Raw genomic sequence first — 25087 nt, 5'->3', positions numbered from 1 at the left:
ACAGTCATCGAAGTGACCACGCTGCATTGCAGCTTCGCCGAACCGGGCTTTCGTTGCCGCTGCGAAATCACAGTCTGCGAACGGAAGCGGACGCTCAATCGTTTGATTTTCGCCCCAATTTGTATTCTGGAAGTTTGGCCAAGGCCGATTTCAACGCGTCACCCCATCTATTTGAAACAATGCGAAAGTACTGATCGTCGGGTTCGAATCTTGACCGCGTACCGCCTTCAAAGCTGTCTTCTTCGTAGAAAAGTAGGTCAAGTGGAGCCCCGACAGACAGATTGGCCTTAATCGTGGAGTCGAAGCTGACCAGCAGGAGTTTTACGGTTTCCGAAAAACTCATTTCCGGATCATAGGCCCGCACCAGAATTGGGCGACCATATTTTGTCTCACCGATCTGAAAGAACGGGGTATCATCGCCAGCCTCGATAAAGTTGCCTTCGGGGTAGATCAGAAACAGGCGAGACGGGCCGCCTTTGATCTGACCACCCAGAATGAGCGTCGCGTGAAAGGCGCTGTCAGCTTGCTGACCAGACCGGGCATGCTCCTCGATGACGTCGTTCAGCGTAGCCGCGACCAGTTGCGCAACTTGAAACATCGTCGGTGCCTCTAAGATCGATGGCGAGCGATCTGCCAGCGCTTTTGTTCGTTCTTCCAGAAGGCTTATCGTGGCCTGAGTAGTGGCCAGGTTTCCGGCCGTTAGGATTGTGATTGACCGGTCCCCTTCGACTGTCCAGTTGAACATCTTGTTGAAGGTCGAAACATTGTCCACTCCAGCATTCGTGCGCGTATCGGACATGAACACCAGCCCGCGATTCAGCCGCATGCCCACAGCATAGGTCATCAAATTCTCCGTTACTGCTGTGCGACTTGCAATTGCACTGTCAATCGCTCGCCCGCTGTCCCAATTCTATTCCCTATTACCGGTGCGGCTTGGGCATAGTCCAGCCCGGTTGCGACGCGTACGTATCGATCGTCAGATGAAATCCCATTTGAGATGTCAAACCCTACCCAGCCAAGCCCGTCCAAATGCACTTCGGCCCAGGCATGGGTCGCATCCTGAAGTTCCGTTTCGTTCATCATCAAGTAACCCGATACATAGCGTGCTGGCACTCCAATCTGTCGTGCACAGGTAATGAAGATATGAGTATGGTCCTGACACACTCCGCACCCAGCTTTGAGTGCATCTTCTGCGCTCCAGCCCGGGTGCGAGCTTCCGATCTCGTACGCGACCTGAGTACGAATTCTTTCGGATAGAGAATGCATCTGTTCCAGTGGTTCGCCTTTGGGCAACGCGCCTATCAGTTCAGCAACCCCTTTCCCCGGCGTTGTCTGCGCGGTGCCCCTTTTGAACAGCCACAAAGGCGTCGACCCTTCGTGACGCCCCAAGACGCCGTGGGTGTCTTCCACCTCAACAACACCTTCGGAGATCAACGAGATACTTTGGGTGTTCGCGTCGAAACTGATCAATTCCACGGTGTTGCGATGGTAGTCTTCAAATGTCAGCTCTTTGCGCCCGCCGGTGATTTTGGTGTTCCAACTTTCAATTCTTTGATTGCGAAATGACTTTGGTGTCTTCCTCAGTTGTTGCAACCCGAAGGAAACTGGTGCGTCGAAATCGTATCGTGTCTCGTGTCGAATGTGCAGTTTCATTATCTACTCGTAGAACCGGTAATCAATCTCGATCTGACGGCTTAAGTTGCCGAGATCGGTCAGAAAATCCTGAATGTACTCATGCAGGCCGAATTCAAAGATATCGGAAATTTTCTGATCCAGATATTTCTCGTAGAGAGCATTTGATGCCTCGCACGAAGGCCCGGCAAAGCCGTAGTCTTTTTTTAAGTAGGACAGGTTTTCCTGAATCTTTCTGCAGCAGAAGTGCAAACTGCGGGGCATCCGCTGATCCAGGATCAAAAACTGCGCGATGTCAGACGGACGCGTTTTCTCCCCATGGGTCATTCGATACCCGCCGCCAGCGCCGACAGAGCGCAGGATGCTTTCCCATTGGATGTTGTCCAGTGACGAGCCGACCGAGAAGGCTGTGGGCAGAAGAACATAATATTTCACGTCTAGAATGCGCCCGGTATTGTCGGCCCTTTCGACAAACGTCCCAATGCGGGTGAAATCGAAAATGTCGTTGCGCAGCATGGTCCCCAAAGTGGCACCACGGACCAGAGCAGCCTGTTGTCGAATGAGTTCCAACGTTGCAGGTAAGTCCCGCTCATTCACGCGTCGTTTCATCACCTTATCGATCTGCATCCAGGTGGAGTTCACCGCGCTCCAAACATCATGGGTCAGCGCCGTCCGAACAAGGCGCGCGTTGTCTCGGGCGTGCTTGATGACCGACTTGATCGAGGATGGGTTTTCAGCGTCACGCAACACCCAATCGACCGCATTGTCTTTTGAAATCTCATCGTACTTGGCGTGGTACCCATCCAGAACCCCGGCCGTTTTCAGAACTGAACCCCATTCCTCGGCAGAATTCTTAGTACGGGTCAACGCCATCCGCTGACCTGTTTCAAGCAGCCTTGCCGTGTTTTCCGCTCGCTCAAGATACCGGGACATCCAGAACAACCCGCCAGCAGTTTTTCCAAGCATGGTCAGTCCTCCAGAACCCAGGTGTCTTTGGTCCCCCCACCCTGACTTGAGTTCACGACTAGAGATCCCTTTTTAAGCGCCACGCGGGTCAAACCGCCAGCCGTGATCTTGATCCCTTCGGGTGACACCAAAACGAACGGCCTTAGGTCAACATGTCTGGGCGCAAGTCCCGAGCGCGCAAAGATCGGAACCGTCGAAAGCGACAGAGTCGGCTGAGCAATGTAGTTCCCGGGCCGCGATTTGAGCTTGTCGCGGAACGCCGAAATCTCTTTCTTGCTGGCGGTCGGTCCGATCAACATTCCGTAGCCGCCAGATCCGTGTACTTCTTTCACAACAAGCTCGGACAGATTGTCGAGAACATAGGATAGAGACTCGGGATCGCTGCAACGCCACGTGGGAACATTTTGAAGCAGAGGCTTCTCGCCGGTGTAGAATTCAACGATTTCAGGCATGTATGAATAGATCGCCTTGTCATCGGCAATGCCTGTTCCGGGCGCGTTTGCAATCGTGATGCCGCCAGCGCGATAGACGTCCAGAATGCCCGGCACGCCCAACGCGCTGTCCGGGTTGAAATTCAGCGGATCTAAGAAGTCGTCATCCACCCTTCGATAGAGAACGTCGATGGGCTTATAGCCTTTCGTAGTGCGCATACAGACGCGCCCGTCTACAACTCGCAGATCATGCCCTTCGACCAACTCGACAGCCATCTGATCCGCGAGAAACGCGTGCTCGTAATAGGCCGAGTTGTATATGCCGGGTGTCAGGACAGCGACAGTGGGTTCACCCTCTGCGCAGGTTGGAGCGCAGGCCGCCAAAGACCGCCTGAGACTGCGCGGGTAATCGGAAACGTTCCGAACGTTTGTGGCGCCAAAGAGTTCGGGAAACATTTTCAGCATCGTTTCCCGGTTCTCGAGCATGTAGCTCACCCCTGACGGCGTGCGGGCATTGTCTTCCAGCACAAAAAACTCATCCGGACCGGTACGCACCAAATCGACACCAACAATGTGCGTATAAACCTGACCGGGTGGTGAGACACCAAGCATCTGCGGCAGGAACGCTTCGTTTCCGGCAATCATCTCAGCCGGCACACGCCCGGCACGGACAATTTCCTGACGATGGTAGATGTCGTGGAGAAAAGCATTGATTGCGCGGACCCGCTGTTCGATGCCGCGTTCCAGCCGCTGCCATTCCCGCGCTGAAATCACTCGTGGCACAATATCAAACGGTATCAACCGTTCCTCGGCCTCGGCTTTGCCGTAAACGTTAAAAGTGATCCCTGTCAGCCTGAAAACTTCTTCGGCTTCGCGCTGTTTCGCCCGCAGTCTTGATGCGTCTTCAGCATTGAACCAGCGGCCGATCTCTTCATATGGACCTCTGAGCGATCCATCGCCGTTGAACATTTCATCAAAATACTCACTCATGCTTTGAGTTTCACGCATAAATCAGAATTTTCAAGTCATTCAGGCTTGATTGGATGCTGCCTTGGGAAGAAGTGTCTAATTTTCAGGCTATTTGAATAACGCAATGATCTGACAACACTGAGCCGTTGGTGTTTTCAGTTGATGTCACATTCATTGAGCTGCACTAATCAGTGCTGAACTTTTTGCGGCATCGAAACTTCCGCTTTGGGTTTTTTTATCAACGCACGCTGTCCAGCCGGTTCTGTTGAGGAGGCTCAGTTATCCGGCCACCCTGTCAGGAGGCCGGCCACCAAGTCATTGCGATCATCATAGTGTTTTCCATGGAACACTGACAATCGTCTACAAGATTACTGGTCAATTAAATGGTGGATAAGGCTCGAGACTGAACTCGGATGCGGTGCAGCACGTTCTTGATAGGGGTCGCTATGAGACGCAAGGACGGCCCTTTGCTGCCCTTGGCCGTCTGGTCTGGATGCTGCGCCGCGGCTCGCCAGACAGGCCATTCACCGCGCGTGCAAAATCTGGAGATGATCGAACTCACGGTCTGCGGACGAACCTGCATTTCTCTGCAAACTGTTCAACCATTGCTGAGGGCCCTAGAGCATATACTCAGGGCCCAATCTCAACTCCAAAGCTCAGAAGTCGTCACGGGGTAAGATCCATTGCCGCCACGACCTTGTCGTAAGGAAGTCCGGCGGTATCATTCAATCGACGAACTTGATCGGCACTTTCACCATCAAACAAGCACATGCAGCGCCCGTCTTCGGGAGCAAATGTTGAACGAACATAGCTGATTTTATCGCCATCTGCTGTCATTTTCTGTGCTGTTGCTATCGCGGCTTTTTGAGCAGCACCCAAGTCATCCATGGTGATACCCTTGAGGTTTCTTTCGACCATAAAAACAGACATCTCGTTCCCTTTCCGAACAATCAAAACCAGTGCATCTATTACACTATGGAGCTTCGGCTCGGGGAACTATCGATACCTTATGACTTAATAACTCCAGGTTTGGATAAAACGGTGTATCCTGCGTTGTGATTGTCTTTCGCCATCAGTGACGAGGTGCCCCAATATGGAGATGTCTCAGATTAGATATGTCTTATCTGCCGCAAAGCATCTGAATTTCACCAAAGCTGCCGCAGAATGCAATGTAAGCCAACCAGCGCTTACCAAGGGCGTCAAGTCACTAGAGACCGAACTTGGCGCACAGGTTTTTCATCGGGAGGGCCGGAAAATTTTGGTCAGCGACTTTGGAAAGTCAATGCTGCCGCATCTACAGCACATCGTTGACGAAGCAGAAGCTACACAAGCGCTGGCTCAGAATTTTCGTTTGCTCGAAAAGGTGCCGTTGCGCTTAGGTGTCCTTTCAACAATTGGGCACGTTCGCCTTGCACGGTTTCTGGCTCAATTCGAGAAAAACCACAGCGGCTTGGAGTTGTCAGTCAATGAAGCAAGCGCGTCGGATCTCAAGAAAAAACTTTCTGATGGTGATATCGATGTCGCTTTGATGACGCTGACTGAAGAACTGGAAGAAGAGTTTAGGGCTAGACCACTTTACGTCGAAAGATATGTGGTTGTTTTTCCGCCGGAGCACCGCCTTGGACAACTAAACTCAATTTCGCTCCAAGATTTATCTCGAGAAAACTATGTAGATCGTTTGGCTTGCGAGTTGCGCGAGATGGTAATGTCCGTTTGTCAGTCAAAAGGTGTGGAACTTTACGCTCGCTTCCGTTCTGAGCGCGAAGATTGGGTACAAGCAATGGTTGCTGCAGGCATTGGTTTTGCTTTCATGCCTGAGTATTCGGTTACTCTGCCGGGCTTGTTGCAGCGCCCGCTTGTGGAGCCAGAAGTTTCAAGAACTATCGCGGCCTTTACAGTCCCTGGCCGAAAATACTCGCCGGCTCTCGATGCGCTGATGAGGTCTTCGCAGACTTTTGCATGGCCGGGATAAGAAACTTCGGTTTTGGGCCTGCTCTGAAACCCGATTTTCCTGCCGTTTGTAGTTAGAGTTTTTCGCTCGTATTTTCCTTTGGTCGTTCCAAGAGTTTGCGACACTTTCATCAAACGGCAAGTTAACGTGACAACCCCCGTCTGCCCTATGCCCACAACCAGATTCTAAGCTAAGTCGATCCAAGCCGCATTCCTTGAAGAGCTTTGTACGCACGCGGCCACAAATTTAACGCCATTGAGCCCGTCATAGACTGTTGGATAAACAACCGAAGCGTCAGGTGAAATACCATTTCGGAAAGCTTGGATCGCTTCAGCAGCCTCTCCATAGATATTCGCGAACCCCTCAAGATATCCCTCGGGATGTCCCGGAGGAACTCTACTCAACCGCTTGGCTGCATCAGCAGCACTAGCTCCATTTCGGGTGATTAGACGCTTTGGTTCGTTGTATGGCGTGAACCACAGGTAATTGGGATCTTCCTGAGCCCACTCCAACCCACCTTTTTCGCCATAGACGCGCAAACGAAGAGCGTTTTCATTGCCGGGAGCCACCTGAGAAGACCACAGCATACCGCGCGCTCCGCCTTTGAAGCGAAGCAAGACGTGGGCGTTGTCATCGACTTTGCGCCCCAGCACAAAGGCCTGCAAGTCTGCCGCAAGGCTTTCCGCTTTTAGCCCGGTCACGAAGCAGGCAAGGTTGTATGCATGAGTTCCGATGTCACCGGTTGATCCACCAGCGCCCGAGCGTTCGGGATCGGTTCGCCATTCCGCCTGTTTGAAATCCTGCTGCTCTGTCAGCCAATCCTGTGGGTATTCAACCTGAACCACGCGGATCTTGCCAATGTCGCCGTTGGCAACCATTTCACGCGCCTGCCGAACCATTGGATAGCCTGTGTAATTGTGGGTCAAAATGAATAGGGCATTCGCGCTTTCTGTTGCTTTGACCAGCTTTTTCGCATCGGCAAGGGTCGAGGTGAGTGGCTTGTCACAAATTACATGAATACCGCGTTTCAGGAATTCACGTGCGGCTGCATAATGGACGTGATTTGGCGTGACAATTGAGACTGCCTCGATCCCAGATTTCAGTCGGGCTTCCCTGATCGCCATTTGTTTGAAGTCTTCATAGACCCGTTCGAGCCCCAATGCCTGACCACTTTCAAGAGATTTCTCTGGCGTTGAAGACAAAGCACCGGCAACCAGCTCGAACTTGTCGTCCAGTCGCGCGGCTATGCGATGAACGCCGCCTATGAAGGCGTCGTTTCCGCCACCAACCATGCCAAGGCGAATACGACCCGAGGTTTCTTCTCTGCGCCCTGTGACCATCACTCAATCCCCAGCATTTTACGATTGGCGGCTTCGTCTGCGCCACCATCAGCGAAATCATCAAAGGCTTTCTCGGTCACACGGATGATGTGATCTGACACAAACTGAGCGCCCTCGCGTGCGCCATCTTCGGGGTGTTTGAGACAGCACTCCCATTCGACCACAGCCCAGCCATCAAAGTCATTCGCGGCCATTTTTGAGAAAACTGCACCGAAATCCACCTGACCATCGCCCAGTGAGCGGAACCGCCCGGCCCGTTCTACCCAGCTTTGATACCCGGAATAAACACCCTGCCGGCCGGTTGGATTGAACTCGGCATCTTTGACATGGAACATCCGGATCCGATCTTTGTAGATGTCGATATTGTCCAGATAGTCGAGGCATTGCAGCACGTAATGCGACGGGTCGTATAGCATGCAGGCCCGTGGGTGATTGCCTGTCCGCTCGAGAAACATCTCGTAGGTCACACCATCGTGGAGGTCCTCTCCGGGGTGGATTTCGTAGCAGACATCGACACCGCATTCATCGGCGTGATTCAGGATGGGCACCCAGCGGCGCGCAAGCTCATCAAATGCCGTTTCAATCAAGCCGGCAGGGCGCTGCGGCCAAGGATAGACATATGGCCATGCCAGTGCGCCTGAGAATGTCGCATGTGCCGAAATGCCCAAATTTTTCGAAGCGGATAGCGCTTTTTTGACCTGGTCCACGGCCCATTCTTGTCGGGCTTTTGGGTTCTCCCGGACGCTTTCGGCCGCAAAGCCATCAAACGCACTGTCATAGGCTGGGTGAACGGCCACAAGCTGGCCCTGAAGGTGTGTTGAAAGTTCCGTGACTTCGACACCATTTTCCTTGGCCTTGCCTTTGAAGTCATCGCAATAACCAGCGCTGGATGCGGCCTGTTCGAGGTCGAACAACCGGCCATCCCAACTGGGAACCTGAACGCCTTTGTATCCACAGTCAGCCGCCCATTTAGTGATCGCGTCCCACGAATTGAACGGCGCTTCGTCCCCGGCAAATTGTGCAAGAAACAAAGCTGGACCTTTGATTGTCTTCATTAAATTTCCTCCCCAAAACCTGAGCCTCTATGGCGGTAAATTTTCCTTCAGATAGATGTCGATACGGATACGTTCCTGGGCTTTGTTGAATGGCACTCTGTCTGAAGTTGCACGCAGCAGACGGACGGCTGAACGAACAATGTGCCCAGTGTCTTGCGAGATAAGTGCGTCAAATGTACCGAGCCTAAGCGCCTCACGACTAAGCGGAGTAAGCTCATGAGCTATGATTACCAGATCTTTGCTGAGCTTGTTTTCTGAAAGAAATTGAACCAGTCCTGCATTGCCCGCTGCTGACGAGTATATTCCGACCAGATCCGGATAGGTTTCAAAGATTTCGGGCATCATCTTGTAAATCAGATCCGGGTCATCCCGGCCCTCGACAGACGCCACGACTTCGAGGTGCGGAAATTCCTCAGCCACAACAAGATCAAAGCCCTGGCGACGCTCCAAGTGGTCACGTGCCAAACGGGATCCTGTAAGAACCAAGACCTTGCCGTCGCGATGAACAAATCTTCCCATCAGCTGAGCGGCGGTTCGTCCTGCCGAAACGTTATCGATTCCCACAAAGTGGTCTCGCTCAGAACTCGGCAAGTCAGACACCAACGCAACCACCGGAACGCCTTTGTCCCTGAGCCTTTTGACAGCATCGCGGACAGAAGGCGTTTCGGGTCCGAAAACGGCGACTCCGTCAACATCCAAACTGTCGACGGCATCCAGAATGTTGACGATATCTTGCGGCTCAAACGGAGCCACTTTCTTTATCGCAATACGAGTCCGCTCGATAAATTGGTCACGGGATTGTTCTGCGATCTGACTGCTGATTGCCTCCACAAACTCGTTGTCCGTGTCCGGCAGCACAAAGAGGAAGTTGTAAACGCGGTTTCGCGCTAGGTTGGCCGCGGCCGTATCGCGCACATAGCCCAGCTCATCAATCGCCTTTTGCACCTTCTGTACGGTTACGGCCCGCACGCCGGGACGTCTATTCAAGACCCGGTCAACAGTCGCCAGACTGACACCGGCGACGCGCGCGAGGTCGTTGACGGTTGGCTTTTTCACCAATTCTAGTTTTTGTTTTTGGTCTTCCACGTGTTCTTCAGCCCTCAATCTCCCGCGCTAAACCTTCAAATAACAAGGCAACGGCCTCAGCCCCGGGATCGTTATGTCCAACTAGATTTTCTTCGGGAACATAAGCTGCACGACCCGCCTTCGCACGACGAATTTTTGCCGTGTTGTCCGCGCCTTCGCGAGCAGCCTTGGCCGCATCGGTTAGGCCAAACGGGAGAGCGGCAAGTGCGGGTGCCAGAGCGTCAATCATCGTTCTGTCGCCGACCTTGGCCCCGCCAACCTGGCTGACCCTATTCAGACCTTCGATCAAGGATTTCGGGACAGACGCGCCGCTCGCACAAGCATCTCCGGCTGCGTTGAAGAAGATTGCGAGTATCACACCGGAAGAACCACCCATAGTCTGGCTCAATTCATTGCCCAATGCCGGGAACAATTGTGTCAGATCAGCAAGCGGCATGTGGTCAAGGCTACCTTGCAATGCTCTTGCGGCAGTGGCCAATGTGCTTCCTGTATCGCCATCTCCGGATTTCGCGTCCAGCTCGTTCAGGTTCTTCTCTGCGTTGATGAGCAGTTCAGACAACCGGGTGATCGTTTCCCTTGTGGTGGGATTGTTCGAAGGGATTGGATCGATTGGAGTCAGGCCATCAGGCAACGGAGCTACTTTGATCGGATCGATGGAATTGACGCCGGGCCATGCGGCCAGATCAACGGGTGCTTCAAGAGCTGACAATTCGTCCTGATCCACAGGCAGAATGGAAACTGAAAACCCGTGCATATCCAGCGATGTCATCATGGGAGCCGGGCCAATGATATGGTGGGCTATACCAGTTTCAGACAACGCATGCGTGAGGACAGCCATTTCTAGCGGAGTTGTAGAGCCGAGGTTGTTGACCAACGCCACACAATCCCCTGAACTCACCCTTTGCTTTAGTTTCTCCACCACTGTGGACATGGCCGATACTGCATTTGAGAATTCGACTTGTTGTACACCGGGCTCGCCATGAATACCCAAGCCGAGCTCCGCTTTGCCGGGGGCAATCCTGTCCTCTTTTGGAGATCCCGGAACAGTACAGGTGTCCAGACTCATACCGATGCTAACGACCTTCGCTATGGTGCTTCTTGCTGCTTTGGTAACAGTGTCCAGGTCAGCACCGCTTTCAGCAAGCGCTCCGGCGATTTTGTGCACGAATAACGTACCTGCCACGCCACGTGGTTGCGGAAGGTCGGGCAAGGCGATGTCATCATCAACTACGACCATCTCTACTTTGCGGCCCAATGCACGGGCGCGTTCAGCCGCCAGTCCAAAATTCAATCGATCACCGGTGTAATTTTTGACGATAAGCAGGCACCCGGCCTCACCCGTGACCGCAAGAATGCCCGCCAGAACTGCCTCGACCGAGGGCGAGGCGAACACTTCCCCGCAGACCGCTGCGGTCAGCATACCGGCGCCAACGAAACCTGCGTGGGCGGGTTCGTGGCCGGACCCTCCGCCAGAAACCAGGGCGACTTTCGACTTTTCCCAATCTGATCGGTAGACAACCTTGATATGCGGGTATCCGTCCAGCCGGATAAGCTGCCCGCCAGAGGAAGCCAGAAGGCCGTCTATCGCCTCGGTTACCAGGGTTTCTTTTGTGTTGAGGAACTGGGCCATGCTTTTGCTCCTTAATTCACCCGCGCGCCGGACGCGTCAAAATACAACGGGTTGTGGGGGCGGATTTTTATAATCTTTCCAGGTGGGTAATCCTGATTAATTTCAATCAAAGTCACAACCGGGTGACCATTCAGGTCCAAATGCAGCCGTGTTTGATCGCCCAGATGCTCGGCACGTATCACACGCGCCTCGCTGCCTTCGCCTTCAATGATGTTTTCCGGGCGAAGACCAATCTGCGAGCCTTTGTGATCGCCTCCGAACAACTCGGACGGCAGGATGTTGATTCGCGGCAGACCCAACCTGCTGGCAACGTAAACACTGCCGGGGTTTTCATAGATATCGCGAGGAGTGCCGTATTGAACCAGCCTGCCGTTCTCCAAAACGCCGACATGCGTGGCCATTGTCATGGCTTCCACCTGATCATGGGTCACGTAAAGCAAGGTTGATCCCAGATCGGCCTGAATTCTTTTCAGTTCGACCCGCAAATTCGCCCGAAGCTTGGCGTCCAAAGAGCTGAGCGGTTCGTCCATCAGGAAGATCTGGGGATCGCGCACCAGCGCCCGTCCGATTGACACACGCTGCATTTCGCCGCCGGACAATTCGGTGGCTTTGTTGTCCAGCTTGTGCGGGATCTGCAGGATCTCCGAGACTTCGTTGACCTTCCTGGCGATCTCATCCTCTGGCGTTTTCAGGATCGGCGATCGCAGAGGGAAAGACAGGTTTTCACGCACTGTCATATGCGGGTACAGCGAATATTGCTGGAAGACCATCGCCACATCGCGCTGGGCGGGTGTATCCATCCCGACGTCGCGCCCGGCAATGCGAACAGTGCCTGAATCCAGTTTCTCAAGCCCGGATATCAATCTCAGCGTTGTTGTTTTTCCCGCGCCCGTCGGACCCAACAACACCACAAAGGCACCGTTGGGGATCGTCATTGAGATATCATCCACCGCTTTGATTTCGCCGAATGACTTCGAAATGTTTTCCAGAACGACTTCAGCCATTGCTTAGTACCTCGTCGTTCAGAGCGGACCTCAACGCGCGTCCGGTAGAATTTTCGAAAAGGGTCACTGCGGATGAGCGGAACTCCAAGCCAACCGTCTCGCCGGGGTTAACGGTTTCGCGCGCATCAATGCGGGCTTTCAGCTCTCCGTTCGGGCTTTGCAGCGTCACGATCTGGGTGGTTCCAAGATATTCTGCGGCCAGGACCTTGGCTCGGTAGGCGCTGGCATCCGACAGAAAAACATGCTCGGGTCGAACGCCGAAAACCAAGTCACCTTCCGCCCCTTCCATCAGTTTGGGTACGGCTTCGTCATGGCCATTCAGTCGAACCATTTCCGAGCCAGACGCGACCTTTCCCTGAAACGGCAGGAAGTTCATCGAAGGAGACCCGATAAAATCTGCAACGAACATTGTAGCGGGTTTATCGTAGATTTCCTGAGGTGTGCCGAATTGCTCGATTAAAGCGTTGTTCATAACTACGATCTTGTCGCCCATTTGCATTGCTTCCAACTGATCGTGTGTGACGTAAACAGTGGTTGCGCCCATGCGATCATGAAGCGCGCGGAGTTCTTCGGCCATGTGTTCCCGGAACTCGGCATCCAAGGCACCAAGGGGTTCGTCCATCATGAACGCCTTGGGTTCGCGCACAATCGCGCGCCCCAGAGCCACGCGCTGCCTGTCGCCTCCTGACAAGCCACCTACCGAGCTATCGAGGATGTCCTTGATCCCCAGAATTCCCGCGACTTCTTCTACTTTGGCTTTGACAGCAGCACGCGGCATGCCCTGCGATATCAGGGGGTAGCTGATATTTTTTCGCACGTTCATGTGCGGATACAGCGCAAACATCTGGAACACGAAGGCAATGTCTCGCTCCGATGGGGGTCGCTGGCTGATCTCTTCGCCGTCCAGGTAGATTTCACCTGACGTCGGAAGTTCCAAGCCTGCGATCATCCGCAGTGTCGTCGTCTTTCCGCAGCCGGATGGCCCTAGCAACATGAAAAACTCACCGTCCTCAATCGTGAACGAGCTTTCGCGGACAGCCGTGAAATCGCCGAACATCTTCTTTACGTTTTTAACTACGATCTGGGCCATTTCTACTCCGGGAAATGGCTGACGATAATGAACATGACGGTTCCGATCAGCGTGACGATGAAAGAATATGTGAAGGCCCAAAGGACAAAGGGCTGCATAAGCATGAAGACACCCAGAGCGATCAGGATGGTCGCGATCATCTCCCATGGGCCCCGGCGAAAACGCATCAATCCGGTAAGAAACTCGCTCATTTGCGCACGGCTCCGAATGTGATCCCACGCAGCAGGTGTTTGCGCATCAGGATGGTGAAAATCATGACAGGGATCAGGAAGATCGTGGCACCTGCCGCCACTGCAGGCCAGTCCAGGCCGCCAATACCGATAATGGTTGGGATGAACGGTGGTGCAGTCTGCGCGTTCGCGGATGTCAGCAGCACGGCAAACGCGTACTCATTCCAGGCGAAGATCAGGCAAAAGATAGCTGTTGAGGCTATGCCGGTCGCGGCTTGCGGCAGCACCACTTTGTAAAACGCCTGAAACCTCGTGTAGCCATCTATGAGCGCGGCTTCTTCATACTCTCTTGGGATTTCATCGATGAAGCCTTTTAGCAACCAGACCGCCAAGGAAATATTCACGCCCGTATACAGCAGGATCATTCCCAGATGCGTGTCGCTTAATCCAAGGTTTCTGAACATCAGGAAGATTGGGATGGCGACAGCGACCGGTGGCATCATCCTTGTACTCAGGATAAAGAACAAAAGGTCGTCCTTGAGCGGGACCTTGAACCTGCTGAACGCATAGGCGGCCAGCGTACCAAGGAAGATACTCAAGAACGTCGAGCCAAATCCGATGATAACCGAATTCATAAAGCGCTCGCCAAACTTTGATGGCCCGACAATCACCATGTCGTATTGGCGGACGATCTCATCGGCCCAGTTCTGCGGCGGGTTCGCTTCCAAAAACTCCTGCGTCTGCCGCGTGCGCGTGGTGAAGAGATTTACATACCCTTCAAGCGTTGGGTCAAAGACCACTTTGGGTGGGTAGCTGATCGCATCGGCTGGGGACTTGAAGCCTGTCAGTAAAATCCAAACCAGCGGGATCATCGTGATCAGCGCATATGTGACGACCAGAAAACCGGCGATCCACTTGGAACGGTTCGAAGGTTCGGTGACGGAAAAACTGCTCATCTCTGTTTCACCTTGTTCAGGGCTTTGACGTAGATCGACGCAAGGCCGAACACGGTGACGAAAAGGATGATCGCATAGGCCGAGGCGTAGCCCGTACGCCACTTCTCAAACGCCTCCCGCTTGAGATTGATTGAGGTGAGTTCCGTTACAGAACCGGGCCCTCCGCCGGTTAGCTGAACCACCAAGTCGAACATCTTGAAGTTCTCGATCCCTCGAAACAGCACGGCAAGCATCAGGAACGGCAGGACCATCGGGATGGTGATCGTAAAGAACTGCCGCAGCTTGCTGGCCCTGTCGATCTCAGCCGCCTCGTAAATGTAATCGGGAATGCTGCGCAGCCCGGCCAGACAGATAAGCATCACGAAAGGTGTCCACATCCAGGTGTCGACAATCACGATCGCCCACGGGGCCAACGTGACGGATCCCAGCATTTCAAAGCTCGATGGGTCTTTGCCTGTGAACCATGACACGATGTAGTTAAACAACCCGATTTGAGGTTGATAGAGGAACTTCCAGAAGTTCCCGACGACTGCAGGAGACAGCATCATCGGCAGCACGATGATCGTGGTCCAAAGATCGTTGCCCTTAAATTTCTTGTTGATCAGCCAGGCCAGAGTAAACCCGATCAAGACCTGGAAAATGATCGTCCAGAACAGGAAATGCGCCGTCGCCTGCATATTCAGCCAGGTGTCCGAGTCTGTCAGGATACGCTCGTAATTCCTAAGCCCGACATCTTTGACTTCACGCCCGATCCTGTTGGCCTTGTAGTTGGTAAAGCTCAGTTGGATGGTCCAGATCAACGGAAAGATGTTGATCGCCAGCAATAGGAATATCGTTGGGGAGATGAATATCCAGGCGATCGCGCGGTCGGATAAACCTCGGATTTTTCGCGCAACTCGCTCGGGCGTTGCCTGGGCAACGCGATCTACGGTCCGGTCAGACATCTCTTTGCCAGTTCTTGTTGGTTTAGGACTCACGGGTGAAGGTGGAGCGGGATTGCGCCCGCTCCTGCCTGTGTCCGGACTACAGCTTGCCTTCGTCTTCGAAGACTTCAGTCCAATCTTCGATCAAAAGATTAAGCGCTTCTTGAGCTGTACCTTGATCAGCAACGACGTAGTCGTGGATGCGTTTCTGCATGGCCAGCAAGAGTTCTGCATAGGCAGGCTCTTGCCAGAAATCCTGAACCCCAGCCATTGCTTCCAGGAAGTCACCGGCAAACGGTTGGCTGTCCACGAAACCAGGATCTTCCAGCACAGAGTTATGCGCCGAGTAGCCGCCTAGCTCCCACCACTTGGCCTGCACTTCAGGCTGTGCAAACCACTTGATGTACTCAAGTGCAGCGTCCTGTTTGTCAGAGTAGCTGACAACAGAGATACCTTGTCCGCCCAGTGTCGAACCTGCCTGATTTTGCGGTGGGTTCACAAAGAAGTCGATCTTGTCACCGCCGGTATTGGGGTCAGCATAGAGACCTGGGAAGAACGCAAACCAGTTCATGGCCATGGCGACCTGACCGGACTTGAAGGCGTCCAAGCTCTCACCCATGTAAGAGTTGGTATATCCCGGAGGCGTCGCCGTTTCGTAGAATTCCTTATAGAATTCCAGCGCCTCTACCGCTTCGGGTGAGTTTACGGCGCCTTCCATGTCATATGAGCCCGGGGTGTTTTCGTATTTAAAGCCCCAAGGATACAGTGCTCCGGTCACACCCATGGTGATCCCTTCCGAGCCGCGCTCGGTAAAGATAGCTGCCCCGTAGACTGTCTTGCCGTCGATCTCACGGCCCTGGAAGAACTGCGCGATCTGCAACAACTCTTTCTGAGACTGAGGTTCACGTAGGTCCTGACCAGTCGCCTCCTTGTATGCAGCTTGGATTTCGGGGTTTTCGAACCAGTCCTTGCGATAGAACCAGCCGTTTGCATCGCCCATCGCAGGCAGCGCATAGTAGTTTGGCGTACCCTTGGGCCAGGTCGAGTAAGCGTAAACAGTGGCCGGCGCGAAATCGTCCATGCTGATGCCTTCAGCATCGAAGAAGTCGTTCAGCTGGACATAGTGACCATTCTCTGCGCCACCGCCGATCCATTGGCTGTCACCGATCAGTAGGTCGCAGAGCTTACCCCCAGAGTTCAACTCGTTCAGCATTCGGTCCGCAAAATTTGGCCAGGGAACAAATTCGAAGTTCATCGTGTGTCCGGATTCTGCTTCGAATTCTTTTGATAGCTCAACAAGTGCGTTGGCCGGGTCCCATGCAGCCCAACAAAGCGTCAGATCTTCAGCATTTGCCTTGGTAGAAAGAGTAGTAGTGGCAAGGACTATTGCGCTGGCCGAGGCCAGTTTTGTGTAAGTCATCCATTCCTCCCTTTTTGCGCCGTCAATCGAGGATGTGCGAATCGCGGCATACTTCCAAGGCTATTTGAGGTACGCACCTCATGTCCAGATTTTTTTGAGGTTCGTACCTCAAATTGCCAGAAGAGGCCGTCAAATATTCTTTTAGCTGTTGATTGGCTTTGTTGCGCAAAGGCTGGGTGAGGGATTCATCTCGTGAATCCAGCGTGGTAGCTGGTCTGCATGAGCAGACCTATCCCGCCGAGCTACAAGACCAAGAACTGGCCAGCCTACAATAAAGCCCTCAAGCAACGTGGCTCCCTGGCGATCTGATTTGATCCGGACATGGTTTGGGTGCCGCCGCCGACCGGTAAGCAAGGCCGGCAGCCGCAGTATAGCGACGCTGCGATCCAGACATGCCTGACGACGATGAAGGTCCTCTTCGGCATGGCCCTCAGGCAGACCACGGGCTTCGTGGAGAGCCTGCTGCGCCTGGTCGGCCTCGACTGGTCGGTGCCGGATTTCAGCACGCTGAGCAGGCGCCAGAAGACTCTCGCGGTTTCCATCCCCTATTGCGGCTCGCAAGGTTCCCTTAACCTTCTGATCGACAGCACCGGCTTCAAGGCGGAGGGCCAAGGCGAGTGGCATGCCCGCAAGCATGGCGGCGCGAAACGCCGTCTCTGGCGCAAGATCCACATCGGCGTTGACGAACAGACGCTGGAGATCCGCGTCATCGAAATCACCGGTAACAACATCGGTGATGCGCCCATGCTGCCTGAACTACTCAGCCAGATCCCGGTCGATGTCGAGATCGCCTCGGTCACCGTAGACGGGGCGTATGACACGCGCAAATGCCACGATGCCATCGCAGACCGGGGTGCCCACGCCGTTATCCCGCCGCGCAAGAACGCAAAACTGTGGAAGCCATCGACAGCAGGCGCTATCGCCCGTAACGAGGCGCTGTGCGCCTCGAAGTACCTTGGCCGTACCATCTGGCGAAAATGGAGCGGATACCGCCGCCGCAGTCGCGCCGAAACGAAGATGCACTGCGTGAAGCTGTTGGGGCAGAGCCTCATGGCGCGCGACTTCGAGCGTCAAGTCGCCGAACTCCAAATCCGTGCAGCCGTCCTGAACAGCTACACCGCGCTCGGCATACCGGTCACAGAGCCCACAGGATAAGTACGTCCGGGGAAAGGGGAAATCCGGGCTTTAGGCTCTTTGCGCAACAAAGCCTAGCTGGAGTGCTAAATTGCGCCCCTTAAACCCTGAAGCTTCTCGCCGCTCAATGGGCTGGTTCCTTTATGAATGTCAAACCGATACGCTTTGCAGAACCTGTTCCCGCGACAGCTCGTCCCGCCTACCTTGCGTCAGGACCGCGCCGCGCCGCAGGACGATGAACTTGTCGGCAAGATTATAGGCAAAATCGAAATACTGCTCGACCAGAATGATCGCCATCTCTCCTTTGGTTCGGAGGTGGCGAATAACTTCGCCGATCTGCTGGATGATGTTGGGCTGAATGCCTTCGGTCGGTTCGTCCAGCAGCAAAAGTTGAGGCCTGGTGATCAGCGCCCGGGCGATGGCAAGTTGCTGCTGCTGGCCACCCGACAGATCACCCCCGCGCCGGTTCTGCATTTTCTTCAGCACCGGGAACATATCGAAGATCTCGTCCGGAACGAAATGTTCGCTTGATGCCAGGCAGGCAAAACCGGTTTCCAGATTTTCGCGCACGGTCAGCAAAGGGAAAATCTCGCGCCCCTGCGGCACATAGGCCACGCCTTTCCACGCCATGCGATGGGCTGGCAGAGGTGGCAGGGCCTCGTCATTCAGCATCAGATCGCCGCCCGAGCGCGGATGTGTGCCCGAGATCGCCTTGATCAGGCTGGTCTTGCCCACGCCATTGGTGCCCATCACGCAAGTCACCTCTCCTCGCGCGGCCTCCAACGAGATACAGTTGAGGATTTGCGAGTGCCCGTAATGCAGGGTTAGATCGGTCAGTTTCAGCATTGTTTAGCGCCCCAGATAAACGTCGATGACATCCTGATTTGATGTGACATGATCCAGCGAACCTTCAGCCAGAACCGAGCCTTCGTGCAACACCGTGACCCGACAATTCAGGCGGCGGACGAACTCCATGTCATGTTCCACAACCACCACGGCGCGGGTCTTGGCGGCCTGAACCAGCAGGTCGGTTGTGTGTTCGCGTTCTTGCGGGGTCATCCCGGCGGCGGGTTCGTCCACTAGCAACAAACGTGGTTCCTGCGCCAGTAGCATACCGATTTCCAACCATTGCTTTTGTCCGTGGCTTAGTTCGCCGGATTTGCGGAGCAGTTCGCCATACAGGCCAATCTCAGCGGCCAGTTCCTCGACCTTCTCCAGATGATCCGTCGAAGGGCGATAGAACAGCACACCCAGCCAGCCCCGTTTATTCTTCAACGCCATCAGCAGGTTCTCCTGCACGGTCTGGTCCTCGAACACGGTGGGTTTCTGGAACTTACGCCCGATGCCGGCTTGCGCGATCTTGGCCTCGCTCATTCGCAGCAGGGAAACGGATTTCTCACCCCAGGTTACCCGGCCCTCGTCAGGCCGGGTTTTGCCGGTGACAATATCCATGAAGGTAGTTTTACCTGCCCCGTTCGGCCCGATAACCGCGCGAAGCTCGGCGTTGCCAATCTGGAAGGACAGGTTGTTGATGGCGCGGAACCCGTCGAAGGTGACTGAAACGCCGCTGACCTCCAGCAGAGTGCTCATTCCAAGGCCTCCATTTCGCGCAATGCGCTTTCATCGGGTCCAAGCGGGGCACCGTAGCGTTGCGGCGCGCGGTGGTTGGTCCAGAGGTCGAATAGCCCTCCGATACCCTTTGGAGCGAACAGGGTTACCAGCACGAATGAGACGCCCAGCAGCACCTGCCACCAGTCGACCCATTTGATCGTGTAGAACCCAAGTGGGATGTCCGGCGCTTGTCCACCTGTGAACCATGTGCTGAGCAGGCTGACAAACGCCGCGCCGATGACCGCTCCATACAGGCGACCACGCCCGCCGATGGCGACCCAGACGGCAAGATATATCGAGGCAACGGGGGCCATCTCCTCGGGGTTGATGATCCCCGCCTGCGGATAATACAGCGCGCCCGCGATGGCGGCGATGCAGGCAGTCAATGTGAAGACAGCCAGCTTATAAATCTCGACCGAGTAGCCAAGGAACCGCACTCGCGCCTCGTTATCGCGGATGCCGCGGATGACCGAGCCGAACTTGCCCGCCACGATCCATGCCGCCAGCATATATCCTAGCCCCAATGCCGAAGCCGAGGCCCAGAGGAACCAGATCGACACCACGTCCTGTGAGGCGGTGACGCCCGGCAGGTTCTGCAGACCCGACAAGCCGTTGTTGCCGCGCAAGCCGCTGTCGTTCTGGAACAGGTACAGCGCGAGTGCCAGTGTCATGGCTTGGGTAAGGATCGACAGGTAGACACCCGTGACCCGGCTGCGGAAGGCGAGCCAGCCAAAGATCAGCGCCAACAGGCCCGGCGCCAGTACGACCAGCGCCAATTGCAGGAACAAACTGTCCGAAAAGGCCCAGATCAGGGGGAATTCGGACGATCCGACCACGCCGAAGATTTGCGTGCCGATAGCGTCCACGACCTCGGCCGATGTCGGCGGAATGTCGGCTTGGGAGAGCGACTCCACCACGATCAGGCGGGTACGTTCATACATCAGCCACATGCCGATCATGTAGCCGCCCAGCCCGAAGAACGCGAAATGGCCGAGGGACAGGATGCCCGTAAATCCCCAGACTAAATCCATGGCCACCGCGATCAGGCAAAGGCACAGGGTCTTGCCCAGCGTTTTGACAAAGCTGGTCGAGATCACGCCAATCCCGAACCCTTCGGACAGGACGGTGACGCCCAAAGTGAACAGGGAGAGGATGGCCAGAAAGACCAATACCGATGGGTTTTTGGCGACAAAGCTGCGTTCCATGGCTCAATCCCCCGCCGCACGACCTTTGAGGGCAATGATGCCCCTTGGCCGGAACTGGATGAAAATGATGATGAAGATGATCATGTATGTTTGCGCGGCGAGGGTGTTCGAGGGGTTCATCCACTCGATCCCCTTTTGCAGGAAGCCGATCATGCCCGCACCTGCCAGCGCCCCCCAGATGTTTCCGACGCCGCCAACAACCACAGTCATGAAACTTTGCACGATATAGTCGCTGCCCAGATCGGACGTGACCTTGGCGAACAGACCAATCGCAACCCCGGCAATCCCGGCGATGCCCGAGCCCAAGCCGAAAGTCAGCATATTCACCCGCCCCGGATTGATACCCATCGACCCGGCCATGCGTGGGTTCTGTGTCACCGCGCGCATCTCAAGCCCAAGCCGCGTGCGCTTCATGATGTAGAGGAACAGTCCCAAAAAGATCGTCGCCAGCACAAAGATCGCGATGCGGATATAACTGATCGAAACCACATCGTTCAGCACCCACGCCCCATCCAGCCAGCCGGGCGCGGTCAGCGGGCGGGCCTGCGTGCCGAAGATGTTCTTGGCCAGCTGTTGTAACGCGATCGAGATACCAAACGTCGCTAGCAGGGTCTCAAGCGGACGGGAATAGAGCCAGCGGATAACCAGCCGCTCCATCGCGACGCCCATGGCGAAGGTGACGGCAAAGGCCATCGGGATGGCGACGATGATCGAGAGCGTATGGTCGGGGATGAACTGCTGCACCACGTATCCGGTATAGGCGCCCATCATGATGAACTCACCATGGGCCATGTTGATCACGCCCATTACACCGAACGTGATGGCCAGACCGATGGCAGCCAGGAAATAGATCGACGCCAATGAGATCGCGTCCAGCGTCAGGTCCAGGGTCTGGTTCAGACCGACCTTCAGCTCGATCTGTTCAAGTGCCTTTTCGGCGGCGGCTGTGACTTCGTGCGAGGGTTCGGCATAGGTCTCGAAGAAGACATGCGTTTCCAACGCGGTATCGATATCGGCTTCGGTGATCAAAGCTGGTGCCAAGCCGGCTTCGGCCAGAGCAGCGTAAGCCTGAGCACGCGCGGCGTCAGAGTTCAGCTGCACAACAGGAATGTCTCCTACGCGTCCACCGTCGATATTGGCGGCCAGTGCGGTGCGTATGTCACCGGGCGACGTGCGCGGTTCAGCAAGATCATTGGCGACCAATAGATCATATGCCTCACCCCTTGTCAGGGCTTCTGATCCGGGGTCTAGAATAGTGGCGATATTAGCATCAGAAGGCAGATCGGTGCCCGTTTGTCGATTCGTCACGACCAAAGGGTTTAGAGCGGCGCGGACGTCCACACCCAGATCGTCGGACATGTCTTCAATCGCAGCAACACGCGCTGCGGTATCCTCGTCATACCCGATGGTTAGCAACCGCTCGAGACGTTGCTTCTGCGCTTTCAGATCGGCATCGGGCTCGTCGCCAATCGAGGCGCGCAGCGGTTCTAGCAGAGCGCCTTCGGGATCGCGTTGGATAGATGTCAAAGCGGCCAGACGTTTCGTAGGATCCGGGTCGGTCAGTTGGAACTGCACCAGAGCTGTTCCAATCATCGAGCGGATACCGCTGTTGGGTTTCAGTTGTTTCAGGTCGGATTTCCCGAACGTGCCGACAACCTCGCCGGTATCGAAATCGATCAGCTCGTAAGACCGCCCTTCGCCTTTTTTCCCGGCGAAGAACAGGCCGTCCGACTTTCGCATCCACACGTCCTTGGCGGCCCATGTCTCAAGCATCACCTGCGCTTGCGGCAACCCGCTGCTGGCAATCGCATCAATCGCGGGCCCGATTGTCTTGCGTGAGCTTTTGGCGATGATCTCCTGATGCTCTTGCAGGATCGGTTGCAGACCGGCCTCTTGCGCGTTGGCGGTCAGGTAGGCGCATAGAATTGCGAGGCCCGCAAGGAAAAGTCGTAACATGTGGTGAAACCCGAGTGTCTTTGGGGGCAAGGCGGGCATCACACCCACCTTGCGTGTCGGTTAGTAGTTCGAAAGGGTCTGAACGCAGGTCTCGGTCTCGGTGTTGTACATACCGCAGCCCAGCTCTTTCCAATCCGATACCAGCACCGCCGATTCCGGTAGGAAGTCGGTCCAGGCGTCGCCCGGCACAACGTCGGTTTCGCTGATGATGTCGAACTGACCGTCTTCCTGAATCTCACCGATCAGAACCGGCTTGGCCAAATGGTGGTTCGGCAGCATGACAGCGGTTCCACCGGTCAGGTTCGGGAATTCCTGCCCGTACATCGCGGCGCGCACGGCATCTACGTCGGTCGAACCGGCCTCGGTCGCGGCGTTAACCCACATGTTGAAACCGATGTAATGTGCCTCCATCGGGTCGTTGGTCACCCGGTCTTCGCCCATGGTAGCTTTCCATGTTTCAACAAATTCAGTGTTGGCGTCGGTATCCGCCGACTGAAAGTAATTCCAAGCAGCCAGATGGCCCACAAGGTTGGTTGTATCAAGGCCCGACAGTTCTTCCTCTCCGACCGAGAACGCAACGACCGGAATGTCATCCGCCGAGACGCCAGCCGCAGCCAGTTCCTTGTAGAAGCCGATGTTGGCGTCGCCATTGACGGTCGAGATCACACCGACCTTCTTACCATCCGCACCCAGCGCAACCACATCCGCCACGATCTTGGACCAGTCGGAATGGCCAAAGGGCGTGTAGTTGACGAAGATATCACCGTCCGCGATGCCCTTTTGCTTCAGATAGCTTTCGAGGATATTGTTGGTGGTGCGGGGATAGACATAGTCTGTGCCGAGCAGCGCGAATTTCTCAACGCCAAGCTCGTCCAGGAAATAGTCGGTCGCCGGAATCGCTTGTTGGTTCGGCGCGGCACCGGTATAGAAGACGTTTTTCGAGCTTTCTTCACCCTCATACTGCACCGGATAAAACAGCAGGCCGTTCAGTTCCTCAATCACCGGCAGCACCGATTTGCGGCTGACGGACGTCCAATTGCCAAAGATCACATCCACCTCATGCACGGTCAGTAGCTCACGCGCTTTTTCCGCAAACAGCGGCCAGTCGGATGCAGGATCAACCACAACTGCCTCAAGCTGCTTGCCCAGCAGGCCGCCTTTGGCGTTCTGCTGGTCGATCAGCATCAACATCGTGTCTTTCAGCGTGGTTTCCGAAATCGCCATAGTGCCTGACAACGAGTGCAGTACGCCGACTTTGATCGTGTCTTCAGCAGACAGAGCGGCCGTTGCCATGGCAGCAAAGACAACCGATCCGAAGAGCGTGGATTTGAGAGATGTCATGTAATTCTCCTGGCGGGGCGGGCACAGAAGCCTTGCGTTGACACGCTGTCTTCTACTACCTGATCCCCGCAACTGTATGTTGCGTTACGTGTGGCGGTTGTGTCCGAGGTCCAATTCGCGCAGCCGTCACACACCCCCGGTGGTCGTTAGCCCGGTAGGCCCCACATCGATTCTGCATTGCAGCGAAATAGGCAAATCTGGCCCCATAGCATTCTGGCAAAGTGGACTGATATGCCCGATTTTTGATCTACATGCTGCATGCGTGATTAAAAATTGCACTTACGGGACGGGACTTGGTCGAAAATCTGCACCTGTCGATAGAGTTTCGACATCGCAAAGGTGAAAAAGCGCCAAACGATCATGACGCGAAAGCCGCTGCCATCACTCAATTCACGCCCATATCGTCAGCGTCACATGCGAGACCGCCACGCGCTGAAGGCCGGGTTACGCTGTCGGCCAAACTGTTCCACGGGCGCAGTGTGATTGATCGCTTGCGGCTGGCGGGTTCGTTCAAATGTCTCTTCCCACGCGGACACGGCACCCAATTGGACGCCGTGCTTTTAAACACGGCCGGTGGTGTTACTGGCGGTGATGATTTCCGGTTTTCAGGTCGCGCAGGCCGGGGCACCGAACTGACACTGACCACGCAGGCTTGTGAGCGGGCATACAAAGCACAACCCGGTCAGGCCGCACGCATCGTCAACGCTTTAACCGCCGGTCCGCAGGCGAGGCTGAACTGGCTTCCGCAAGAGACGATCCTGTACAGTGGCAGCGCATTAAACCGGCGCTTGCGTATTGATTTGGCCGAGGATGCCTCGGCCCTTATGGTCGAACCTTTGATCTTTGGTCGTACCGCGATGGGTGAAACTCTGACAGATATCCGCCTCAGCGATCGGATCGAGATTCGGCGCAACGATGGGATGGTGTTTCTGGACGCCACCCGGTTCACCGGCGACCTTAGCGCGCATCTGGCCCGTCAGCACATTGCAGATGACGCGGGCGCGATGGCCTTAGTCGCCTTTGCCTCGCCCACCGCCGAAGGGCATCTGAAGGCAATCCGCCAGATGCTGCCCGATACCGCCGGGGCCAGCCTGATTCAACCAGACCTGCTGGTCGTCCGACTGCTGGCCAAGAACGGGTTTGCCCTGCGCCAAAGTCTGTTGCCCGTGCTTCGGCGACTGAACAACGACTCGCTTCCAAGATGCTGGACAATCTGA

The 25087-nt window shown here is 55.2% G+C and carries 22 protein-coding genes and 1 pseudogene; 3 read left to right on the top strand and 20 right to left on the bottom strand.

The genetic code is table 11. The features are described from left to right. Positions 1 to 94 precede the first annotated feature (94 nt). From ACR0LL_RS01625 to ACR0LL_RS01605, 5 genes are all read right to left on the bottom strand, one after another. Complete coding sequence (locus ACR0LL_RS01625; protein ID WP_480583316.1) at positions 95 to 844, bottom strand: proteasome-type protease; 750 nt, start codon at positions 842 to 844, stop codon at positions 95 to 97. 11 nt (positions 845 to 855) lie between these two features. Further along, the gene (locus ACR0LL_RS01620) at positions 856 to 1653 is read right to left on the bottom strand and encodes a transglutaminase family protein (RefSeq protein WP_480583313.1); all 798 of its coding nucleotides are present in this window, start codon (positions 1651 to 1653) and stop codon (positions 856 to 858) included. Positions 1654 to 1656: 3 nt separating this feature from the next. After that, complete coding sequence (locus ACR0LL_RS01615) at positions 1657 to 2598, bottom strand: alpha-E domain-containing protein (protein WP_480583310.1); 942 nt, start codon at positions 2596 to 2598, stop codon at positions 1657 to 1659. Positions 2599 to 2600: 2 nt separating this feature from the next. Next, positions 2601 to 4019 (bottom strand): circularly permuted type 2 ATP-grasp protein, encoded by a 1419-nt coding sequence (locus ACR0LL_RS01610; RefSeq protein ID WP_480583307.1) that lies wholly within the window; start codon positions 4017 to 4019, stop codon positions 2601 to 2603. Between the two features lie 645 nt (positions 4020 to 4664). Beyond that, positions 4665 to 4928: a DUF4242 domain-containing protein gene (locus ACR0LL_RS01605; protein ID WP_209504391.1), complete on the bottom strand. Its 264-nt coding sequence runs from the start codon at positions 4926 to 4928 to the stop codon at positions 4665 to 4667. Between the two features lie 163 nt (positions 4929 to 5091). Between ACR0LL_RS01605 and ACR0LL_RS01600 the strand changes: the two genes are divergently transcribed. Then, entirely contained in the window at positions 5092 to 5970 is an 879-nt protein-coding gene (locus ACR0LL_RS01600; protein WP_480583304.1) for a LysR family transcriptional regulator, read from the top strand. 164 nt (positions 5971 to 6134) lie between these two features. On the opposite strand, the gene ACR0LL_RS01595 is transcribed toward ACR0LL_RS01600, so the two are convergent. From ACR0LL_RS01595 to ACR0LL_RS01550, 10 genes are all read right to left on the bottom strand, one after another. Further along, the gene (locus ACR0LL_RS01595) at positions 6135 to 7289 is read right to left on the bottom strand and encodes a Gfo/Idh/MocA family protein (protein WP_480583302.1); all 1155 of its coding nucleotides are present in this window, start codon (positions 7287 to 7289) and stop codon (positions 6135 to 6137) included. After that, entirely contained in the window at positions 7289 to 8344 is a 1056-nt protein-coding gene (locus ACR0LL_RS01590; RefSeq protein WP_480583300.1) for a sugar phosphate isomerase/epimerase family protein, read from the bottom strand. The genes ACR0LL_RS01595 and ACR0LL_RS01590 overlap by 1 nt, the downstream gene beginning before the upstream one ends. A 27-nt stretch (positions 8345 to 8371) precedes the next feature. Continuing rightward, entirely contained in the window at positions 8372 to 9430 is a 1059-nt protein-coding gene (locus tag ACR0LL_RS01585; protein ID WP_480583297.1) for a LacI family DNA-binding transcriptional regulator, read from the bottom strand. A gap of 7 nt (positions 9431 to 9437) precedes the next feature. Then, a complete protein-coding gene (locus tag ACR0LL_RS01580; RefSeq protein WP_480583295.1) occupies positions 9438 to 11060 on the bottom strand; it encodes a dihydroxyacetone kinase subunit DhaK in 1623 nt (540 codons plus the stop codon). An 11-nt stretch (positions 11061 to 11071) separates the two neighbouring features. Beyond that, the gene (locus ACR0LL_RS01575) at positions 11072 to 12064 is read right to left on the bottom strand and encodes an ABC transporter ATP-binding protein (RefSeq protein ID WP_480583292.1); all 993 of its coding nucleotides are present in this window, start codon (positions 12062 to 12064) and stop codon (positions 11072 to 11074) included. Then, on the bottom strand, positions 12057 to 13154 hold the full coding sequence (locus ACR0LL_RS01570; protein ID WP_480583290.1) for an ABC transporter ATP-binding protein: 1098 nt from the start codon (positions 13152 to 13154) through the stop codon (positions 12057 to 12059). Before ACR0LL_RS01570 ends, ACR0LL_RS01575 begins: the two co-directional genes overlap by 8 nt. 2 nt (positions 13155 to 13156) lie before the next feature. Further along, positions 13157 to 13345, bottom strand: a complete 189-nt coding sequence (locus ACR0LL_RS01565) for a hypothetical protein (RefSeq protein WP_209504399.1) — start codon at positions 13343 to 13345, stop codon at positions 13157 to 13159. Continuing rightward, a complete protein-coding gene (locus tag ACR0LL_RS01560) occupies positions 13342 to 14280 on the bottom strand; it encodes a carbohydrate ABC transporter permease (RefSeq protein ID WP_480583288.1) in 939 nt (312 codons plus the stop codon). Before ACR0LL_RS01560 ends, ACR0LL_RS01565 begins: the two co-directional genes overlap by 4 nt. Further along, the gene (locus ACR0LL_RS01555; protein ID WP_480583285.1) at positions 14277 to 15224 is read right to left on the bottom strand and encodes a carbohydrate ABC transporter permease; all 948 of its coding nucleotides are present in this window, start codon (positions 15222 to 15224) and stop codon (positions 14277 to 14279) included. The genes ACR0LL_RS01560 and ACR0LL_RS01555 overlap by 4 nt, the downstream gene beginning before the upstream one ends. Before the next feature lie 79 nt (positions 15225 to 15303). Beyond that, the gene (locus ACR0LL_RS01550) at positions 15304 to 16623 is read right to left on the bottom strand and encodes an ABC transporter substrate-binding protein (protein ID WP_480476260.1); all 1320 of its coding nucleotides are present in this window, start codon (positions 16621 to 16623) and stop codon (positions 15304 to 15306) included. A gap of 219 nt (positions 16624 to 16842) precedes the next feature. Between ACR0LL_RS01550 and ACR0LL_RS01545 the strand changes: the two are divergent. Continuing rightward, positions 16843 to 17778, top strand: a pseudogene (locus ACR0LL_RS01545) (IS5 family transposase). 129 nt (positions 17779 to 17907) lie between these two features. On the opposite strand, the gene urtE reads toward ACR0LL_RS01545, so the two are convergent. From urtE to urtA, 5 genes are read right to left on the bottom strand one after another with little or no spacing between them, the layout of a single operon-like run. Next, positions 17908 to 18603: an urea ABC transporter ATP-binding subunit UrtE gene (gene urtE / locus ACR0LL_RS01540; RefSeq protein ID WP_480583282.1), complete on the bottom strand. Its 696-nt coding sequence runs from the start codon at positions 18601 to 18603 to the stop codon at positions 17908 to 17910. Between the two features lie 3 nt (positions 18604 to 18606). Next, entirely contained in the window at positions 18607 to 19347 is a 741-nt protein-coding gene (gene urtD / locus ACR0LL_RS01535) for an urea ABC transporter ATP-binding protein UrtD (RefSeq protein WP_480583280.1), read from the bottom strand. Then, positions 19344 to 20573 carry an urea ABC transporter permease subunit UrtC gene (gene urtC / locus ACR0LL_RS01530; protein WP_480583277.1) on the bottom strand — a complete coding sequence of 410 codons (1230 nt, stop codon included), beginning with the start codon at positions 20571 to 20573 and terminating at the stop codon, positions 19344 to 19346. Before urtC ends, urtD begins: the two co-directional genes overlap by 4 nt. 3 nt (positions 20574 to 20576) lie before the next feature. Continuing rightward, positions 20577 to 22529, bottom strand: a complete 1953-nt coding sequence (gene urtB, locus ACR0LL_RS01525) for an urea ABC transporter permease subunit UrtB (RefSeq protein WP_480583274.1) — start codon at positions 22527 to 22529, stop codon at positions 20577 to 20579. 60 nt (positions 22530 to 22589) lie between these two features. Next, positions 22590 to 23870: an urea ABC transporter substrate-binding protein gene (urtA, locus tag ACR0LL_RS01520; protein ID WP_480583271.1), complete on the bottom strand. Its 1281-nt coding sequence runs from the start codon at positions 23868 to 23870 to the stop codon at positions 22590 to 22592. A 293-nt stretch (positions 23871 to 24163) separates the two neighbouring features. Between urtA and ACR0LL_RS01515 the strand changes: the two genes are divergently transcribed. Further along, positions 24164 to 25087, top strand: a complete 924-nt coding sequence (locus ACR0LL_RS01515) for an urease accessory protein UreD (protein WP_480583268.1) — start codon at positions 24164 to 24166, stop codon at positions 25085 to 25087.

This window comes from Ruegeria sp. AI2 (genome assembly GCF_056541275.1).
The sequence above is the reverse complement of the archived record's forward strand: the minus strand, read 5'-3'. Positions and strand labels throughout refer to the sequence as shown.

Excerpts from the sequence above, each read along its gene's own strand:
- ACR0LL_RS01625 (WP_480583316.1), bottom strand. The coding sequence starts at position 844 with ATGACCTATGCTGTGGGCATGCGGCTGAATCGCGGGCTGGTGTTCATG.
- ACR0LL_RS01620 (WP_480583313.1), bottom strand. The coding sequence starts at position 1,653 with ATGAAACTGCACATTCGACACGAGACACGATACGATTTCGACGCACCA.
- ACR0LL_RS01615 (WP_480583310.1), bottom strand. The coding sequence starts at position 2,598 with ATGCTTGGAAAAACTGCTGGCGGGTTGTTCTGGATGTCCCGGTATCTT.
- ACR0LL_RS01610 (WP_480583307.1), bottom strand. The coding sequence starts at position 4,019 with ATGAGTGAGTATTTTGATGAAATGTTCAACGGCGATGGATCGCTCAGA.
- ACR0LL_RS01605 (WP_209504391.1), bottom strand. The coding sequence starts at position 4,928 with ATGTCTGTTTTTATGGTCGAAAGAAACCTCAAGGGTATCACCATGGAT.
- ACR0LL_RS01600 (WP_480583304.1), top strand. The coding sequence starts at position 5,092 with ATGGAGATGTCTCAGATTAGATATGTCTTATCTGCCGCAAAGCATCTG.
- ACR0LL_RS01595 (WP_480583302.1), bottom strand. The coding sequence starts at position 7,289 with ATGGTCACAGGGCGCAGAGAAGAAACCTCGGGTCGTATTCGCCTTGGC.
- ACR0LL_RS01590 (WP_480583300.1), bottom strand. The coding sequence starts at position 8,344 with ATGAAGACAATCAAAGGTCCAGCTTTGTTTCTTGCACAATTTGCCGGG.
- ACR0LL_RS01580 (WP_480583295.1), bottom strand. The coding sequence starts at position 11,060 with ATGGCCCAGTTCCTCAACACAAAAGAAACCCTGGTAACCGAGGCGATA.
- ACR0LL_RS01575 (WP_480583292.1), bottom strand. The coding sequence starts at position 12,064 with ATGGCTGAAGTCGTTCTGGAAAACATTTCGAAGTCATTCGGCGAAATC.
- ACR0LL_RS01570 (WP_480583290.1), bottom strand. The coding sequence starts at position 13,154 with ATGGCCCAGATCGTAGTTAAAAACGTAAAGAAGATGTTCGGCGATTTC.
- ACR0LL_RS01565 (WP_209504399.1), bottom strand. The coding sequence starts at position 13,345 with ATGAGCGAGTTTCTTACCGGATTGATGCGTTTTCGCCGGGGCCCATGG.
- ACR0LL_RS01560 (WP_480583288.1), bottom strand. The coding sequence starts at position 14,280 with ATGAGCAGTTTTTCCGTCACCGAACCTTCGAACCGTTCCAAGTGGATC.
- ACR0LL_RS01555 (WP_480583285.1), bottom strand. The coding sequence starts at position 15,224 with ATGTCTGACCGGACCGTAGATCGCGTTGCCCAGGCAACGCCCGAGCGA.
- ACR0LL_RS01550 (WP_480476260.1), bottom strand. The coding sequence starts at position 16,623 with ATGACTTACACAAAACTGGCCTCGGCCAGCGCAATAGTCCTTGCCACT.
- urtE (WP_480583282.1), bottom strand. The coding sequence starts at position 18,603 with ATGCTGAAACTGACCGATCTAACCCTGCATTACGGGCACTCGCAAATC.
- urtD (WP_480583280.1), bottom strand. The coding sequence starts at position 19,347 with ATGAGCACTCTGCTGGAGGTCAGCGGCGTTTCAGTCACCTTCGACGGG.
- urtC (WP_480583277.1), bottom strand. The coding sequence starts at position 20,573 with ATGGAACGCAGCTTTGTCGCCAAAAACCCATCGGTATTGGTCTTTCTG.
- urtB (WP_480583274.1), bottom strand. The coding sequence starts at position 22,529 with ATGTTACGACTTTTCCTTGCGGGCCTCGCAATTCTATGCGCCTACCTG.
- urtA (WP_480583271.1), bottom strand. The coding sequence starts at position 23,870 with ATGACATCTCTCAAATCCACGCTCTTCGGATCGGTTGTCTTTGCTGCC.